Source organism: Streptomyces paludis (assembly GCF_003344965.1).
In the GTDB taxonomy this organism is placed as follows: Bacteria; Actinomycetota; Actinomycetes; order Streptomycetales; family Streptomycetaceae; genus Streptomyces; species Streptomyces paludis.
Genome location: NZ_CP031194.1, coordinates 5,124,672 through 5,140,481, shown reverse-complemented (window position 1 = coordinate 5,140,481; position 15,810 = coordinate 5,124,672). Strand labels below are relative to the sequence as shown.

Annotated in this window: 14 protein-coding genes and 1 pseudogene; 7 read left to right on the top strand and 8 right to left on the bottom strand. The window is 70.4% G+C overall.

Translation table 11 applies throughout. From position 1 onward, the window contains the following. Positions 1 to 143 precede the first annotated feature (143 nt). Positions 144 to 1,967, bottom strand: coding sequence for a phosphoenolpyruvate carboxykinase (GTP) (locus DVK44_RS22730; RefSeq protein ID WP_114661325.1), 1,824 nt, complete (start codon positions 1,965 to 1,967; stop codon positions 144 to 146). Between the two features lie 397 nt (positions 1,968 to 2,364). Here DVK44_RS22730 and trhA point away from each other — a divergent pair, with 397 nt between their 5' ends. The 3 genes from trhA to DVK44_RS22715 all read left to right on the top strand — a co-directional run bounded on the left by trhA (position 2,365) and on the right by DVK44_RS22715 (position 5,841). Then, positions 2,365 to 3,087: a PAQR family membrane homeostasis protein TrhA gene (gene trhA, locus DVK44_RS22725; protein WP_408055353.1), complete on the top strand. Its 723-nt coding sequence runs from the start codon at positions 2,365 to 2,367 to the stop codon at positions 3,085 to 3,087. Positions 3,088 to 3,598: 511 nt separating this feature from the next. Beyond that, positions 3,599 to 5,212, top strand: coding sequence for an MFS transporter (locus DVK44_RS22720; RefSeq protein WP_114661324.1), 1,614 nt, complete (start codon positions 3,599 to 3,601; stop codon positions 5,210 to 5,212). Positions 5,213 to 5,217: 5 nt separating this feature from the next. Beyond that, on the top strand, positions 5,218 to 5,841 hold the full coding sequence (locus tag DVK44_RS22715; RefSeq protein ID WP_114661323.1) for a TetR/AcrR family transcriptional regulator: 624 nt from the start codon (positions 5,218 to 5,220) through the stop codon (positions 5,839 to 5,841). Positions 5,842 to 5,919: 78 nt separating this feature from the next. Here the strand turns inward: DVK44_RS22715 and DVK44_RS22710 are convergent, their stop codons facing one another. From DVK44_RS22710 to DVK44_RS22685, 6 genes are read right to left on the bottom strand one after another with little or no spacing between them, the layout of a single operon-like run. Further along, complete coding sequence (locus DVK44_RS22710; RefSeq protein ID WP_114661322.1) at positions 5,920 to 7,305, bottom strand: aldehyde dehydrogenase family protein; 1,386 nt, start codon at positions 7,303 to 7,305, stop codon at positions 5,920 to 5,922. Positions 7,306 to 7,326: 21 nt separating this feature from the next. After that, a complete protein-coding gene (locus tag DVK44_RS22705; RefSeq protein ID WP_114661321.1) occupies positions 7,327 to 9,180 on the bottom strand; it encodes an asparagine synthetase B family protein in 1,854 nt (617 codons plus the stop codon). A 38-nt stretch (positions 9,181 to 9,218) separates the two neighbouring features. Continuing rightward, positions 9,219 to 9,746 carry a hypothetical protein gene (locus tag DVK44_RS22700; protein WP_114661320.1) on the bottom strand — a complete coding sequence of 176 codons (528 nt, stop codon included), beginning with the start codon at positions 9,744 to 9,746 and terminating at the stop codon, positions 9,219 to 9,221. After that, positions 9,712 to 10,668: a hypothetical protein gene (locus DVK44_RS22695; protein WP_181957503.1), complete on the bottom strand. Its 957-nt coding sequence runs from the start codon at positions 10,666 to 10,668 to the stop codon at positions 9,712 to 9,714. The genes DVK44_RS22700 and DVK44_RS22695 overlap by 35 nt, the downstream gene beginning before the upstream one ends. A gap of 29 nt (positions 10,669 to 10,697) precedes the next feature. Then, complete coding sequence (locus tag DVK44_RS22690) at positions 10,698 to 11,693, bottom strand: hypothetical protein (RefSeq protein WP_162794016.1); 996 nt, start codon at positions 11,691 to 11,693, stop codon at positions 10,698 to 10,700. Between the two features lie 47 nt (positions 11,694 to 11,740). Next, positions 11,741 to 12,427, bottom strand: a complete 687-nt coding sequence (locus DVK44_RS22685; protein ID WP_228447326.1) for a cupin domain-containing protein — start codon at positions 12,425 to 12,427, stop codon at positions 11,741 to 11,743. Between the two features lie 385 nt (positions 12,428 to 12,812). On the opposite strand from DVK44_RS22685, the gene DVK44_RS22680 reads away from it, so the two are divergent. The 4 genes and pseudogenes from DVK44_RS22680 (at position 12,813) to DVK44_RS22670 (ending at position 14,833) form a co-directional block, all read left to right on the top strand. Next, positions 12,813 to 13,693, top strand: a protein-coding gene (locus DVK44_RS22680; protein ID WP_114661317.1) for an IS5 family transposase whose coding sequence is annotated in 2 segments (ribosomal slippage) — positions 12,813 to 13,173 and positions 13,173 to 13,693 — 882 coding nt in all. Because the reading frame shifts where the segments join, the coding sequence is not laid out codon by codon here. A 62-nt stretch (positions 13,694 to 13,755) separates the two neighbouring features. Further along, entirely contained in the window at positions 13,756 to 14,328 is a 573-nt protein-coding gene (locus tag DVK44_RS37950) for a Scr1 family TA system antitoxin-like transcriptional regulator (RefSeq protein ID WP_408055352.1), read from the top strand. Then, a pseudogene (locus tag DVK44_RS37945) lies at positions 14,261 to 14,529 on the top strand (Scr1 family TA system antitoxin-like transcriptional regulator); the annotation flags it as partial. The gene DVK44_RS37950 and the pseudogene DVK44_RS37945, both read left to right, overlap by 68 nt. 94 nt (positions 14,530 to 14,623) lie before the next feature. After that, a complete protein-coding gene (locus tag DVK44_RS22670; protein ID WP_114661316.1) occupies positions 14,624 to 14,833 on the top strand; it encodes a DUF397 domain-containing protein in 210 nt (69 codons plus the stop codon). 506 nt (positions 14,834 to 15,339) lie between these two features. Here the strand turns inward: DVK44_RS22670 and DVK44_RS22665 are convergent. Continuing rightward, a complete protein-coding gene (locus DVK44_RS22665) occupies positions 15,340 to 15,810 on the bottom strand; it encodes an SUKH-3 domain-containing protein (RefSeq protein ID WP_114661315.1) in 471 nt (156 codons plus the stop codon).

Sequence of the window (15,810 nt, the reverse complement as noted above, 5' to 3'; positions counted from 1 at the left end):
GTCCTCCTCGATGGAGTCCTCCTCGGTGGGGCCGTGACGAACTCGCCCCGTACGGGTATGACGTACCGCGGCCCCCGGAGCCCTCGCACGGTTCCGGGGGTCGCGGCACGTTCGCTCATCCGGCGAACGTACGGACGGGTGTGTCAGCCCAGGCGCTGGACCAGCGCGCGGTACTCGTCCCACAGCTCCTTCGGCGCGTGGTCACCGAAGATGTTGAGGTGCTCCGGCACGAGCGCGGCCTCCTCGCGCCAGACCTCCTTGTCGACCGAGAGCAGGAAGTCCAGCTCGGACGGGGAGAGCGCCAGACCGTCCGTGTCGAAGGACTCCTTCGTCGGCAGGATGCCGATCGGCGTCTCGACGCCCTCGGCCGTACCGTCCAGACGCTCCACGATCCACTTGAGCACCCGGCTGTTCTCGCCGAAGCCGGGCCAGACGAACCGGCCGGCGCCGTCCTTGCGGAACCAGTTCACGTAGTAGATCTTCGGGAGCTTGGCCGCGTCCTTGTCCTGGCCGACCTTGACCCAGTGCCCCATGTAGTCGCCCATGTTGTAGCCGCAGAAGGGCAGCATGGCGAACGGGTCGCGGCGCAGCTCACCGACCTTGCCCTCGGCCGCCGCCGTCTTCTCCGAGGCGACGTTGGCGCCGAGGAAGACGCCGTGCTGCCAGTCGAACGACTCGGTGACCAGCGGGACGGCGGAGGCGCGGCGGCCGCCGAAGAGGATGGCCGAGATCGGCACGCCCTTGGGGTCCTCCCACTCGGGCGCGATGATCGGGCACTGTCCGGCGGGCACGGTGAAGCGGGCGTTGGGGTGGGCGGCGGGGGTGCCGGACTCCGGGGTCCAGTCGTTGCCCTTCCAGTCGGTGAGATGCGCGGGCGGCTCGTCGGTCATGCCCTCCCACCAGATGTCGCCGTCGTCGGTGAGCGCGACATTGGTGAAGACGGAGTTGCCCCACATCGTCTTCATCGCGTTGGCGTTGGTGTGTTCGCCGGTGCCGGGCGCGACGCCGAAGAAGCCTGCCTCCGGGTTGATCGCGTAGAGCCGGCCGTCCTCGCCGAAGCGCATCCAGGCGATGTCGTCGCCGATGGTCTCCACGGTCCAGCCGGCGATCGTCGGCTCCAGCATGGCGAGGTTGGTCTTGCCGCAGGCGGACGGGAACGCGGCGGCGACGTACTTCGCGTCGCCCTGGGGAGGCGTGAGTTTGAGGATCAGCATGTGCTCGGCGAGCCAGCCCTCGTCACGCGCCATGACGGAGGCGATACGCAGCGCGTAACACTTCTTGCCCAGCAGCGCGTTGCCGCCGTAACCGGAACCGTACGACCAGATCTCGCGCGCCTCGGGGAAGTGCGAGATGTACTTGGTGGAGTTGCAGGGCCACGGCACATCCGCCTCGCCGGGGGCGAGCGGTGCGCCGAGGGTGTGGACGGCCTTCACGAAGAAGCCGTCGGCGCCGAGTTCGTCGAGGACCGGCTGTCCCATCCGGGTCATGGTGCGCATGGAGGCCGCGACATAGGCGGAGTCGGTGATCTCGACACCGATCGCGGAGAGCGGCGAGCCCAGCGGGCCCATGCAGAACGGCACGACGTACATGGTCCGGCCGCGCATGGCGCCGCGGAAGATACCCCGGTCACCGGTGAAGATGTCGCGCATCTCCGCCGGCGCCTTCCAGTGGTTGGTCGGGCCGGCGTCCTCCTCCTTCTCGGAGCAGATGTACGTACGGTCCTCGACGCGCGCCACGTCGGAGGGGTCGGAGGCGGCGTAGTACGAGTTGGGCCGCTTGACCGGGTCGAGCTTCCGGAACGTGCCCTTGGCGACGAGTTCCCCGCACAGGTTCTCGTACTCGCTCTCGGACCCGTCGCACCAGACCACCCTGTCCGGCTCTGTGATGGCTGCGATTTCGTCCACCCAGGAGATCAAGTCCTGATGCTGGGTGGGGATGGTGAGGGGAGCCGCGTTTTCGCGCGCCACGATTGCTCCTTGGTGAGGGTTTCGGGTGTTGTGCCCCTTGGGGGCTGCGACCCGGATGCTTCGTAGCCGCTCATCCGGTGCCGACCGCACTCATTTGATCATCCGATGATCGTGCCCATCTGTCCAGAGGGCCTCACACGTGAGCATCGCCACTCGTTCCGGGGCAGACCGGCGCGACTTCCGGGGTTTTCCAGGCCGTTTTCCAGGTCTTGACCCTTCCCGTGCCCACGGGTCTCCCCGGACCTCCCCCGGCTTCCCCGGACCCTCCGCGCTTCCGGCTTCTCCTCGCGCCCTCCGTACCCCACCCCTCCCGAACCCTCCGCGCGCGAAGCGGAACCGATCACACCGAGTCCGGAACCCGCTGTACCGAGACGTAACCTACGGAACCGTAGGTAGCATGAGCCCCATGAACCCTGCCGCGTCCGATCCGTCCGCGAACCCCCCGAGCACCGAAGGGGGGCCGGCCGGGATCCTGCCGTCGAGCCCGGTCAAGCCGAAACTGCGCGGCTGGCTGCACGCGGGGATGTTCCCCGCCGTCCTGGTCGCCGGGTCGGCGCTGATCATCCTGACGGACTCCACCCGCGCCCGGATCGCCTGCGGGATCTATGTCCTGACGGCCTGCCTGCTCTTCGGCGTCAGCGCCGTCTACCACCGCGGCACCTGGGGACCGCGCGGCGAGGCCGTGCTGCGCCGGCTCGACCACGCCAACATCTTCCTGATCATCGCGGGGACTTACACCCCGCTGACCATGCTGCTGCTGCCCGCGTCGACGGGGCGGACCCTGCTCTGGGCCGTGTGGGCCGCCGCCGCCGCGGGGATCGCGTTCCGGGTGTTCTGGGTCGGCGCGCCGCGCTGGCTGTACACGCCCTGCTACATCGCGATGGGCTGGGCCGCCGTCTTCTTCCTCCCCGATTTCCTGCGCGCGGGCGGCATCGCGGTGCTGGTGCTGGTCATCGTCGGCGGGCTGCTGTACAGCGCGGGCGGTGTGATCTACGGCCTCAAGCGGCCCAACCCGTCACCTCGGTGGTTCGGCTTCCATGAGGTGTTCCACTCCTTCACCCTGGCCGCGTTCGTCGTGCACTTCGTCGGCATCTCGCTGGTGGCCTACCAGCACTCCTGACCCACCCGGGCCGGGAAGACCCCGACCGCCCCGAACACCCGGAACTTCCAGCACATTTCGAGCATCCGGCACCTCATCCGGTACACCACGGCCGCGGTTGCCTCGCCAGGACGGCGAGCGCAGCCGCGGCCGTGTCCGTGGCCGGGACGCCACGGCCACCCGCCAGGTCCCGGCCCCGACCGTCAGCACGACCACCCCGACCACGGCCATCTCGCCGCCCAGCAGAAATCCCCCCACGCACAGCACCGCCACGGCAGCGGCCAGCGCGTGGATGACGTACCCCATTCCGGCCTCCCCTCCGTACGCCGACCACCACTCCGATCACCGCGCTTGATCACCACATCCGATCGCGTACTCGATCACCGACCGTTCGCCATTCCTTTACTCATCGTCACATGCCACACGCACAAAACAAGATGGCGTCAAGTCGCCAACCTGACCGGCAGGCATTGACGGCTCCTCGATTTTGAGAGTTACTGTCACTTGACATCAACTCGCAAGGGAGGCTGCCATGACCCGCCGCTGGTGGGCGCTGGGCGCCCTGGTCACGAGCATGCTCGTGCTCGGACTCGATCTGACGATCCTCAATGTCGCGCTGCCGACGATGGCCGACCAGCTCGGCGCGAGCACCGGCGAGCAGCAGTGGATGGCGGACGTGTACATCGTCGTGTTCGCCGCGCTGATGCTCCCGGCCGGTCTGCTCGGCGACCGCTTCGGCCGGCGCCGGATGCTGATCGCCGGGCTCGTACTCTTCCTGGCCGGCTCGGTCGTGGGCGCGCTCGTGCACAGTGTCGCGATGGTCGTCGTCGCGCGCGCCGTGATGGGTGTCGGCGGCGCGCTGGTGATGCCCCTGGGCCTCGCCGTGCTGCCGTCGCTCTTTCCCGACGCCAAGGACCGGTCCAGAGCGGTCGGCATCGTGTCCAGCACCTTCGCCCTGGGGCTGCCGCTGGGTCCGGTCATCGGCGGCTGGCTGCTCGAACACTTCTGGTGGGGCTCGATCTTCCTGGTCAACGTCCCGATGGTGGCCATCGGGATCACGGCCTGTGTGCTGCTGCTCCCCGAGACCAGCGATCCGGCCGCGCCGAAGGTCGACGCCCTCTCCACCACGCTCACAGCGGCCGGACTCGGCGCGCTGATCTACGGCATCATCGAGGCCCCGGGCCGGGGTTGGGGCGATCCGCTCGTGGTGACCGCGCTCTGCTCGGGCGTCGTACTGCTCGCCCTGCTCGTGCTGCGGGAGCGCGGTACGGCCCGGCCGATGCTGGATCTCGCTCTGCTGCGGGAGCGCGGATTTCTGCTCAACACGGTGGCCGCGACCCTGGTCATGTTCGTGATGTCGGGGCTGCTGTTCCTGCTGCCCGGCTATCTCCAGATCGTCCTGGGCAACAGCGCGCTGGGGACGGGGCTGCGGCTGCTGCCGATGATGGGCGGGCTGGCGGTCGCCGCCCGGATCAGCGGCCCGCTCGCCCAGCGCTTCGGACCGCGCGCCGTGATCAGTACGGGGCTGGTGGTGCTCGCCTTCGCGGCGCTGCTCGGCAGCCGGACCTCGGTGGAGAGCGGTTACGGCTTCACGGCCCTGTGGCTCTCCATAGCGGGCATCGGCTTCGGGTTCTCGGTGGTGCCCGCGATGGACGGCGCCCTGGGCGCTCTCCCCGCGGACCGGGCGGGCAGCGGCTCGGGGCTGCTGATGACCGTCCGGCAGGTGGGCAGTGCGGTCGGCATAGCCCTGCTGGGCTCGCTGGTCGCGGCGCGGTACGCGGCGAGGCTCGACACCTCGGGGCTGCCGGGGCCCGCCGCGGACGCCGCCGGGGACTCCGTGGTGGCGGCGCATATCGTGGCCGAGCGGCTGGGGGCGCCGGGGCTCGTCAGCTCGGCGGATGCCGCGTATGTCCACGGTCTGGGGCTGGCGTTGCTGGTCTGCGGTATCGCGGCGCTGTTCTCCGCACTGCTGGTGGCACTGCTGCTGCCGAATCCGGCGCGGGAGACCCCGGACCGGGACCGCGCCGCCGGGCCGGCCCCCGTAGACAGTCCGGCCACTGGAGCCGGGCCGGCCACCGGAGACGGCGGGCCGGGCCCCGTACCTGGGCCGGAGGTGGCTCCGGAGACCACCGATGCCCGACAATAAGCACCATGGCCGCCACCTCGTACACCCCGCTCGAACAGCAGCTGGCCTCCCTGGGGCTGCGCGAGCGCAAGAAGCTCAGGACCCGGATCGCGATCAGAGGGGCGGCGTTCCGGCTGATCGCCGAGCAGGGGTACGAGGCGACGACCGTCGAGCAGATCGCGGAGGCTTCGGAGGTGTCCCCGTCCACGGTCTTCCGGTACTTCCCGACCAAAGAGGACATCGTCCTCACCGACGAGTACGACCCGCTCATGGCAGCCAGTCTGCGTTCCCGGCCCCTCGACGAAAGCCCGCTGGACTCCTTCCACTTCATCATGGACCAGGCCCTGCGCGACGTCCTGGTCAACGATCACGAAGAGCTGGTGCTGCGCAGCAGGCTGCTGGTCCAGGTCCCGGCGCTGCGGGCCCGCATGGCCGAGACCACGTCGGTCACGGCCAGGATGCTCATCGAGATCCTCGCGGAACGCACCGGCCGGGAGCCGGACGACCTCGAACTGCGCGTCTTCACCTCGGCGGTCCTCAGCGCGCTGAACGAGGTCAGCCTGTACTGGGCCGAGCACGACTGCCAGGGGGATCTGCCCGCACTGGTGCACCGCGCCCTGGACAGCCTCGAAAACGGACTGCCTCTCTGAGCCGCACGGATCTGAGCTGTACGGACCCGAGCCGCACGGACTCGGCCGCCGAGGGGGACGCTCAGGGCGACGGCCGCGTCATGTGAGGGAAGGGGGCGGTGCCATCAGCAGCCGGGCCGTCACCGTCTTCGGCCGCTGGTACTCATGCAGGGCCAGCGCGCTGAGGTCCGTCCCGTGGCCGGACGCGCCCCGGCCGCCGTGGGGCAGTTCCGCCGTCTGGACGAGATGGCAGTTGAGCCAGGTCTCCCCCGCGTCCAGCCGCGCCGCGAGCGCGAGCCCGGTCGGCAGGTCCCGTGTCCAGACGCTCGCGGCGAGCGCCTGCGGCACACCGTTCGCCAGGGCGACGGCCGCCTCGACGCTCTCCGCCGCCTGCACGGTGAGCAGCGGCCCGAACACCTCCTCCAGCACCGCCGGATCGTCGTCCGGCAGATCGGCGAGTACGGTCGCGGGCCGCCAGTAGCCGCCGTCCTCGCCCGCGCCCGGCGCCGTATCCCCGCTCACTGTCACCTTCGCCGCCGAGGAGGCCACGATCCGGTCGTAACGGGCCGCCTGGTCCGCGTTGTTGAGCGGGCCGAAGTCGCGGCCCGCGACGCGCTCGCGCATCGCGGCGCCGAGCCCCGCGAGCGCGGACGCGTAGTTGGCGCGGAGCGTGATCACCCGCGCGGGGACGGCGCAGCTCTGGCCCGCGTTGTACGTGGTCGCCGCCGCCAGCTGTGCCCAGGTGTCCTCGGGCGCGTCGGGCAGGACGACGACCGGGCTGTTGCCGCCCAGTTCCAGGCTGACCCGGCGGGTGCCCGCGCGCGCCGCCACCTCGGCGCCGGCCCCCGCGCTCCCGGTGAAGGCGACCATGTCCACCTCGCCCGCGACCAGCAGCCGGCCGGTCTCCCGGTCGCCCGGCAGCGCCGTGAGCACGCCCTCGCCCAGTGCCTCGCGCGCGTGCTCGGCGAGCAGTTCGAGCGCGTCCGGGGTGGTCTCGGCGGGCTTGGCCACGACCGTGTTCCCGGCCGCGAGCGCGGGGGCGCAGCGCCACGCGGCCATCATCAGCGGGTAGTTCCAGGGGACGACGACCCCGATGACTCCAAGGGGCTCCCAGCGGACCCAGCTCTCGTGACCGGCGACGAGCGCGCCCGCCGCCGGGGCGGGCTGGGCGCGCACCGCGCCCGCGTAGAAGCGGAAGAGGTCCGCCATCTGCTCGACCTCGCCGGCGGCCTCGTGCGCCGGCTTGCCCGTACCGGCCCGTTCCCGTTCCGCGTAGGCGTCGGCGTGCTCCTCGATCAGCGTGGCGAGCCGGTGGAGCCGCCGGGAGCGCTCCTTCGGTGTCAGCGCGCGCCAGTCCGGCAGGGCGCGGCGGGCCGCCGCGACGGCGGCGGTGACCTGGGGCGCACGGGCGGCGGGGCGGCTGCCGCGGGCCCGGCCCGTACGGGGATCGATCAAGGTCGTGTCAGGCACGGGGACTTCGGGCACGGTCGGTTCCTCCAGAACTGATCAACTGATGTCATAGGCGCGCAGCCAGAGTTCCAGTGTGAGCACGAGCCAGAGCTTCCCGCCCTGCCGGGGCAGCAGCGCCCCCTCGCCGCGCAGCCACGCCCGTACCGTGTCGGGCCGGAACAGCCCCCGGGCGCGCGCCTCCCGCCCGAGCAGCAGATCGTCCGCCAGCTCGCGCAGCGGCCCGCCGAGCCACTGCTGCACGGGGACGCGCATACCGCTCTTGGGCCGGTCCACGACCGTGTCGGGCAGCAGGTCCCGTACGGATTCCTTCAGCACCCACTTCTCGGTCGCGCCGTTCAGCTTCCAGCGCGGCGGGGTCGCGAACGCGTGGTCCACCACCCGCCGGTCGAAGAGCGGGGAGCGCCCCTGGACGGACTGCGAGGCGGTGAGCCGTTCGACCTTGGTGAGGATGTGGTGGGCGCCCTTGGTGCGCAGATTGCAGTGCAGGAGCTGGTTGAGCAGATGGTCCATCCGGCCGTCCCGGGCCTCCGGCCGCAGATACGGGGTGACGAAGCGCTGCGGCGCGGGCAGGCCGGTGAGGGCGTGCAGCGCCTCAGGGGTGAGCAGGTCGGGCAGGTCGGCGAAGCACTTGCGGTACGAGCGGAGGTAGGCGGTGGCGCGTACGTCGTCGCCGTGCCCGTACCCGTCCCCGTACCCGTCGTCGGGAAGGTCGCCGCGGCGGCGGTGCATCTCCTGCACCAGCATCGGCAGGTTCTTCGGCCCGCCGAACACCGGGTCGCCGCCTTCCCCATTGAGCACGACGCGCAGCCCGTCACCCGCCACGGCCTCCGCGAGCATCAGGTTCGGGACGGTCAGCGGGTCGCCCACCGGGCTGTCGAGCAGCGCCGCCGCCTCGGCGAGCCGCGCGGCGACGGCGTCGCCGGAGACGGTGAGGATCCGGTGGCGGGTGCGGCAGTGCGCGGCGACGAGCCCGGAGTAGCCCAGCTCGTTGGGGAGTTCGTCGCCGAAGCTGATGGAGTACGTGTGGACGGGGTGATCGTGCAGCTTGGCGGCGAGGGCCGTGACCAGCGAGCTGTCGACGCCGCCGGAGAGCAGCACCCCGACGTCCTCGCCCGGCGGCAGCCGCATCGCGGTGGCCTCTTCGAGCAGCTCGCGCAGGCGCAGAACGTACGGCGCGGGCGAGGCAGCACCGTCGCCGCCGGCCTTCAGACGCTCCTCCGGCTCCCAGTAGTGCGTCTCCGTCACGGTCCCGTCGGCGGCGAGCCGCAGACACCGGCCCGGCAGCACCTCGCGTACGCCGCGCAGCAGTGTCTCCTCGCCGGGCAGATAGGCGAACGTCAGGAAGGACCGTACGGCCGCGAGGTCGAGCCCGGTGCCGCCGGCGGCGACGAGCGCGGGCCAGCGGCGCAGCGCGCGCAGGGAGGTGGCTGCGGTCCAGGTGTCGTCGGCGCGCGCGTAGAAGAGGGTACGGGCGCCCATATGGTCACGTATCAGGACGAGTTCATCCGGACCACCGCCCTCCGCGTGCTCGTGCACGGCGAGCGCGAACATGCCTTCCGCCGCGCGGATCCCGGCCGCGCCGAGCCGTACCCAGCAGCGCAGCAGCAGCTCCCCGTCCGGGCAGCCGGGCGGGGCGGGGTCACCGGCGACGGTGAGCGCTTCGAGCAGGTCCGGCCGGTTGTGGAGGGTGACCTCGCCGACGGCGGTACGGCCGTACGCGGCGAAGGGCCCGGTGGCGTACCCCGGTTCGTCCGTGACCAGCGCCAGATGGGGCGTGCGGACCGCGCCACCGCCCGCGCCGGCCCCGTACCGTACCGCCGCGCCCATGGCGGCGAGATGGCCCGCCGACCGCTCGGGGGTCGGTGCCAGACAGGCCACGAAGCGCGCCATGGCTCCCTCAGCTCCCTCTTTGTCCAAAGTCCTCGTCTCTATCCAAAGTCGTCGTCGCTCCAGCCGCTGTCGTCGTCGGAGGACCAGTCGCCGTCTCCGCCGCCGCCACCGTCACCGCCACCACCGCTGTCACCGCCCGAGGCCGAGGAATTGGCCTGCTGCTGCCGCAGCGCCTCCTCCTCTTCGGGAGTGAGATGTGCGGGCGGCAGCTGCGCGGCGGTCACCGCGAGGGTCGCGAGCCCGATGCCGCCCAGGACCGCACCCATACGCCCGCCGAACGACGTCCTGTTGACGAGGACGCGCTCGCCCCCGTCCCAGACCGTACGGCCGTAGCCGATGTCCCGGCCGTAGGTCACCGTGCCATCGGCGTACCGGCGTTTGATGATCCCGTCGCCGAGCAGCTCGTCGGTGCCGGCGGCGCCCCGGTTGTCGTGCCAGCGCACGACCCGGCGGCCGTCGGCGACATCGCGCCGCCGCCACTCCTCGCGCCCGTCCTCGTACGTACGGTGGACGCTGCTGTCGGCGAGGAGTTCATCCCTGTACGGGGTTTCGCGTGGCCGGTTCATCGTCTGTCGTCCTTGTCTCGCCGCCCGGCCGGTTCTCCGCCGGCCATGTCATGAATCCCGCCGTACGCAGCGTGCGCAGCCCCGTCCACACGGAGTGGACGGGCGTCCTGGGTCCGCACACCAGGCGCAGGACGGTACGCAGCAGCCGCGCCGGGGGTACGGACTCCACCTCGGCGAAACGTCCCGCCGCCAGCCAGGCGCGCTCGCGGGCGGTGAGCGTGGCGGGCAGCCCGGCCGGGAGGCCCGGCCCCTCTCCCGCACGCTTCCCTGGCCCCTCTCCCTTCCCCTTCCCCGCCACGAGATGGAGGGCCATCGCGTGCCGGGGCACAAGCCCCAGGGACACGACCCTTACGGGTCCCGGCGCCCCCTCCACCCCGTCCCGTACGCGCGCGGTGAGCGCCATTCCGGCCGCGCTCGCGTCGTGCAGTACGTGCACGGTGGCGCCGTCGACCCGGCCGAGACCGGCCACGAGCCGGGGATCGAGCGGCAGATCGTCGGCGGCGAGCACCGGGCAGGCGGCTTCCAGATGCAGATCGTTGGCGAGGAGCATCCGGGCCACGGAGCGGCTCTGGCAGACGAGGAGGCGGGGAAGCCCGTAGTCGTAGAGGTCGGGTTCGCACGGTTCAGCAAGCGGGGCCACGCGGCTACCGCCACCGCCACCCCCGCCCAGCAGCCCCCCGAGGTCACCGCCCCCGTCCGCGTACCGCCGCAGCGCCGCCTCAAACCGCTCGTACGGTACGGGCGGCGCGGGCGTACGACGGACGCGGCGGGGGTACGCGTGCAGCGGGCGCAGGGCGCGGCACACCTCGTAGTACAACTGGCGCTCGGTGAAGCGGATCCGGCCGGTCAGTCCGGGCGCGCCCGCGCGGGCGACGGCGCGTTCGAGGGCGCGCGCGAGCGCCCGGTCGATCAGCGGATCCATCAGAGGATTGATCAGCGGAGGCCGCCCTTTCACGCGGCGCCCTCCACCGGCCAGGTGAGAAAGCCGAGGTCCTTGGCCCGCTGGTCCGCCGGAACACCCGTGCCTGCGACGCGTTCGACGACCCGGGTGACCGTGGCGAGGAGCTTGGCGGGCGGTACGGCGGCCAGCGTGCCGGTGTATCCGTCGGCGAGCCAGGCCACCTCGGCGCCCGTCAGCGCGCCGGTCGCGCTCACGCCCTTGAGCGCGGCGACCACCTCGGGGCGCGGCTTCTCGCCGCGCAGGGGCAGCGCGTTCGGCACGTTCATCACGGAGCGCGGCGGCATCCCGGCGTCGACCACCCGGCGGCCGGGCAGCGCCTCACGGACGAGTCCGGTCAGCCGGCAGCCGAACGGATCGGCGTGGTGCAGCACGATGACCGGCGCCTCGCCCGGTACGTCCCGTACACCCGCGACGTCGGTGACCAGGGCGAGCCCGTACCGCTGCGGAACGCCGTTCGCGGCCAGGAACGCGGCGATGGACGTGTCGGGGCAGAGCAGCACGGCCGCCGGCCGCTCCGGCCGTACGACGCCCTTGAGCACCCGCTCGTCCACGACCCCGGTCGGGAGCGCGCCGTACACCACCATCCAGCGGGCCATCATGAGGGCGTTGAAGTGGTCGTAGGGCAGGGCCTGTCTGCGCTTGCGGCGGGCGGCGGCGCTCACGATGAGCGCGATGACCGTACCCACGAGGAAGAGCCCCCCGAACGCGGTGGCGACGGCCGCCTCCTCCCCGATGCTGACCCCGAGGGCGATCAGCCCGCACCCCACCACGACCGCTACGGCGGAACACCCCAGCGTCCCCGGGAGATCGCTTCCCTGCTGCCGTGTCCTGCGGGAGGCCGCGAACCACAGCTGGCTGACGGAGACCGACAGCTGACCGTCGCCGGACAGCTTCTGGACGAGCCTCCGGACCCGGAGGTCATGGAGTCTGAGCGCGTTGCCCTTGGGATCGAAGGCGTAGACCCGGTGACACTTGGAACACGTCATGTTGGGCCGCTCCTTGCGGAGCAGATTCTGGGCGCAGTGCGGACAGATCACCGGGGCCCCTCCAGCGCGTACGCGGCCCGCCGCAACCGGGCGGCGAGCCGCTCCCGTACGGAGACGGCGCCGATGCCACGGGTGGACTGGAGGCGCTCGATGTCGCGGAGGGATGCGGCGAGGAGGGCGTAGTCGGTGGCGACCCGGTCAAGCGTCCCGAGGGACCGGGCCGCCCGCCCCGTCTCCCCGATCCGGCGCTCGGCCTCGTCGGCGGTGATGGCGTAGTCCTCGTGGTCGATGCCGAAGCCGGTGTTGGCGGCGAGGATGTGGAGCGGCCGGCCGCCCCGGTTGGCGAACGAGTGCGGCATCATCGACGGGATCCGGATCATGGCCCCGGGAAACAGCCGCACCTCACTCACCCGCCCCCGCTCCACGTCGTACAGCCCGCACGCCGCGTGCCCGAGGCTGAGCACGATGTGCTCCCCGCCGTGCGCGTGCGGCGTGAACGCGCTGCGCGGCCCGACGACCCCGAGCTTGAACGTGGCGTTCGACGGCCGCTCGGGCGAGGTCCGCGCGTCCCCCACCAGATAGTGGGCGAACTGCCCCGTGTCGATGAACCGCAGAAACTCCTCCCGAGGCCCCAACTCCCGCGCCCCACCCCGGTCCACGAACAGCACCACACCGTCGGGCCGCAGGCTGAACACCTCAACACCCCGAGGCAGCACCCCGGCCAACTTCTCCATCCCGCGCATTGATTCCCCCAACGTGCGCCGATCAGCCGTACAGCCGCGCCGATCACCTGTGTCGACCACGAACACGATCGCACCGTAACCCCGCCCCGGGAACACCCAGAGCGAACACAATGAACGCCGACAACTGTCACGATGAACACAAAGCGTCCACCCCGACCGCACCCCCACAACCACCACAGCCACTTCGCCACACAACAAGACGTGACAACCCCACCACGCCCCCGAAGGCGGCGTGCGGGGCAGGAGCGGCGAGATGCAACCAGACAACCTTCCCGGGCCCGTCGCAGTCATCCACGCCCGCCACACGCGGCGCAGGCCGCTAGGTCCTGTCCGGCGGATCATGTGACCTTCTGACCGGTCGCTCGTTGGTTCGGGTATGGGTCGGGGGGATTTGATGAACCGCGAGTGGTCGTTGCTGGAGCCGCATCTGCCATCTCTGGGTGGCCGGGGCGGCCGGTGGAACGACCACCGCACCGTGGTCAACGGGATCCTCTTCCGGGTCCGGACCGGTGTCCCGTGGCGTGACCTGCCGGAACGCTATGGCTCGTGGAAGACCGTCCATGAACGGCATCGCCGCTGGTCGGCGGACGGTACCTGGGACCGGATCCTGCACGCGGTCCAGGCCGACGCCGACCTGGCCGGGCGGATCGACTGGTCGATGATCGGCATCGACTCGACGTCCTGCCGGGCCCATCAGCACGCGGCCGGCGCCCGCAAGGCCCGTCCGCAGATCCCGAAAAAAGGACGACGCCCCGGCACCACCGCCCCGACGAGGGACTCGGACGGTCCCGGGGCGGCCTGACCTGCAAGATCCACCTCGCCGGCGAAGGCGGTTGCCGCCCCATGGCCCTCCTGCTCACGCCGGGTCAGTGGGGCGACGCCCCGCAGATGGTCGAGGTCCTGGACCGAATCCGGGTCCCCCGGCCACGGGGCGGACGCCCCCGAACCAGGCCCGACCACGTCAGCGGCGACAAGGCATACAGCTCCCGCCGAAACCGCCGCTACCTGCGAAGACGCCACATCCGGCACACGATCCCGGAACCGAAGGACCAGCGGGCCAACCGCCAACGCAGAGGCAGCAGCGGTGGCAGACCCGCCGGCTTCGACCGCGACCGCTACCGGCGCCGCAACGAGGTCGAGCGGACCATCAACCGGCTCAAGAACTCCCGCGCGGTCGCCACTCGTTACGACAAACGGGCCTACGTCTTCCACGGCACCGTCACCGCCGCCGCGATCCGACTCTGGCTCCGCCAGTGATCCGCCGGACAGGACCTAGTCCGAGGCGTCATTCACCTTAATCCGCAGCCCACCACAGGCACGTGGCACGTACCACGTCTCGATCTCCCGCCCGGGCGACACGTGCGCGTGCCGCGTTGGTGAGTAACTCCGAGAGGATCAGCAGGGCCGAGCCCAACACACCGAGGGTGCCGACTCCACCGCAATACAACGGCGCGCCGCTCTCCGTCGCCGCCCGTCAGACGACCTCCACGACAGTTCGCCGCAACAGCGGCTCCTCGAAGAGATGGACAATAAACTTCACCATTGATGACGCTCCTTCGAAGCGTTGTCCACGCCCCCGGACCAACAAGACACTCGACGACGCGGCTGAACACTTCGGCTTCATCGGGTACGAGGAGACCTCGCACTACATCCGATCGCTTCAGTCCACCTTGGCCGCGGGCCTGTTGCAAACACCCACCTATGCTCGCGCAGTCATCAACGCAGCTTCAGACTGCATTGACCCACGACGGAGTAAAGGCACTCGTCACAGCAGGGATCGAGCGCCAAGGGGCACCGACCGGCGCCAAACCGCCCAGCCTGTGCGTGATCCGGGGGGAGGTGGCATCGCGACTCCGAGTGGACAGCGCCGAGGTCATGGACAGGCAGCTTGAGCACTTGCCCAAGACGGCGGACCGTCCAGGCGTGAACTCCAGATCATCGCCGACCGGGCGGGAGCCCACGCCGGCCTGTTCGGGTCGTTCGTCCTGTTCAGCTTCCCGAACCTGGCCTTCTCGGACGTCGGATGCGTGGAGCACCGCACAGGAACGCTTTACATGGAGACCCCGTCGGAGACCGAGGAATATACGCTCATCTTTGATGCACTCCGGTCGATCGCCCTGAGCCCAGGGGACAGCCTCGACCTGATCTCGCGGATACGCCCCGCAGGGAAGTCGAGAGGAACCACGGATGACCACCCTCGACCTGCACGGCGCGGCCTGGCGCAAGAGCAGCTACAGCGGCTCGGGCGGAGACTGCGTCGAGGTCGCCGACCTCGCCAGCACCACCTCCGCCGCCGTACGGGACAGCAAAACCCCACACGGAGCGGCTCTCACCTCCCCCGTCGGCAGTTGGTCGTCATTCGTCACGTCGCTCAAGCGCGGGAACTTCCCCATCTGACCGACCCGGCCCCAGCCCCACCGGCCGTCCCCACTCAAGCATGTTGATCACCTACGCGATCAGGGCGCGCGCCTGTCGCCCTTAGCAGGCAATGCCAGCAAGCCCGGCGGACATCCGCGCATGGGCAGCGATCTCGCTGAGCCGCTCGATCGCCACCTGCGCGGTGGCGAGTGCGATGGCCTGTACGCGGTCCGGTCCCAGGAGGCCCTGCGGCCGGAGGCCGCTCTACTGCCCCGCCTCCGGATACCTCGCCAGAAATAATCCTGACAGGGCTCCCGATCGTTGGACGGGAAGTGGAAGACGGTCAAGCAGTCCTCGTTCGCGGCGATGAAGTCCTTCAGTCGCGATCAAGGAATTGTTGGGCCGATTACCCACGAACCACCCCTTTGTACACCACCCGTCCCGCTGACGTCGCCGTCAACTACTGCCGCCAGACACCCCAGCGGCCCCACCGGAAGCCTCTCGGTGGAGCCGCTGCAATTTCTCGGAAGCATCGAACGGCTGCTTTATAGCCCCCAATTCCCTATGAGCTGCGGCCTGGATCCATCAGCCAGCTTCAAAAAGAACTCGTCAATTCGGTCCGCATATGCGAACACCGAGGCGTCCATACCGGCGAAGAATTTTCCAGACGACGACAAGTAAACAGTGAGGTGAAACGCGTCAATACCCAAAGGGCACAGGAATTCACCAGCCACCCCTGAACAGCGCCCAGCAATCCTCACGTCACGCTCAGTGCACACCCTCATGGGGTCAAACTCGGTCCAACAGAATATCTCTCCGCCATTCAACTCGATGCTGGGCGGGTGCTCGATCCGAAGCTGCCAGAACTCCTCCAAAAATCGGCGCGCCACAGTCGGCACATCGAAACCAACGAGCCTCATCTCACGGACGAGCCCAGAGACATCGGTAGCGCGTCCCGGCCTCCAGCCTGCCGCTTCGATCAACTGGCGACCCCGTCCGTAGATAGCCATCTCCAT

Bases quoted from the DNA above. Each gene is read 5' to 3' on its own strand.
- trhA (WP_408055353.1), top strand. From the start codon at position 2,365: ATGAGCCCCATGAACCCTGCCGCGTCCGATCCGTCCGCGAACCCCCCG.
- DVK44_RS22720 (WP_114661324.1), top strand. From the start codon at position 3,599: ATGACCCGCCGCTGGTGGGCGCTGGGCGCCCTGGTCACGAGCATGCTC.
- DVK44_RS22715 (WP_114661323.1), top strand. From the start codon at position 5,218: ATGGCCGCCACCTCGTACACCCCGCTCGAACAGCAGCTGGCCTCCCTG.
- DVK44_RS22705 (WP_114661321.1), bottom strand. From the start codon at position 9,180: ATGGCGCGCTTCGTGGCCTGTCTGGCACCGACCCCCGAGCGGTCGGCG.
- DVK44_RS22700 (WP_114661320.1), bottom strand. From the start codon at position 9,746: ATGAACCGGCCACGCGAAACCCCGTACAGGGATGAACTCCTCGCCGAC.
- DVK44_RS22695 (WP_181957503.1), bottom strand. From the start codon at position 10,668: ATGGATCCGCTGATCGACCGGGCGCTCGCGCGCGCCCTCGAACGCGCC.
- DVK44_RS22690 (WP_162794016.1), bottom strand. From the start codon at position 11,693: ATGACGTGTTCCAAGTGTCACCGGGTCTACGCCTTCGATCCCAAGGGC.
- DVK44_RS22685 (WP_228447326.1), bottom strand. From the start codon at position 12,427: ATGGAGAAGTTGGCCGGGGTGCTGCCTCGGGGTGTTGAGGTGTTCAGC.
- DVK44_RS22670 (WP_114661316.1), top strand. From the start codon at position 14,624: ATGACCACCCTCGACCTGCACGGCGCGGCCTGGCGCAAGAGCAGCTAC.
- DVK44_RS22665 (WP_114661315.1), bottom strand. From the start codon at position 15,810: ATGGAGATGGCTATCTACGGACGGGGTCGCCAGTTGATCGAAGCGGCA.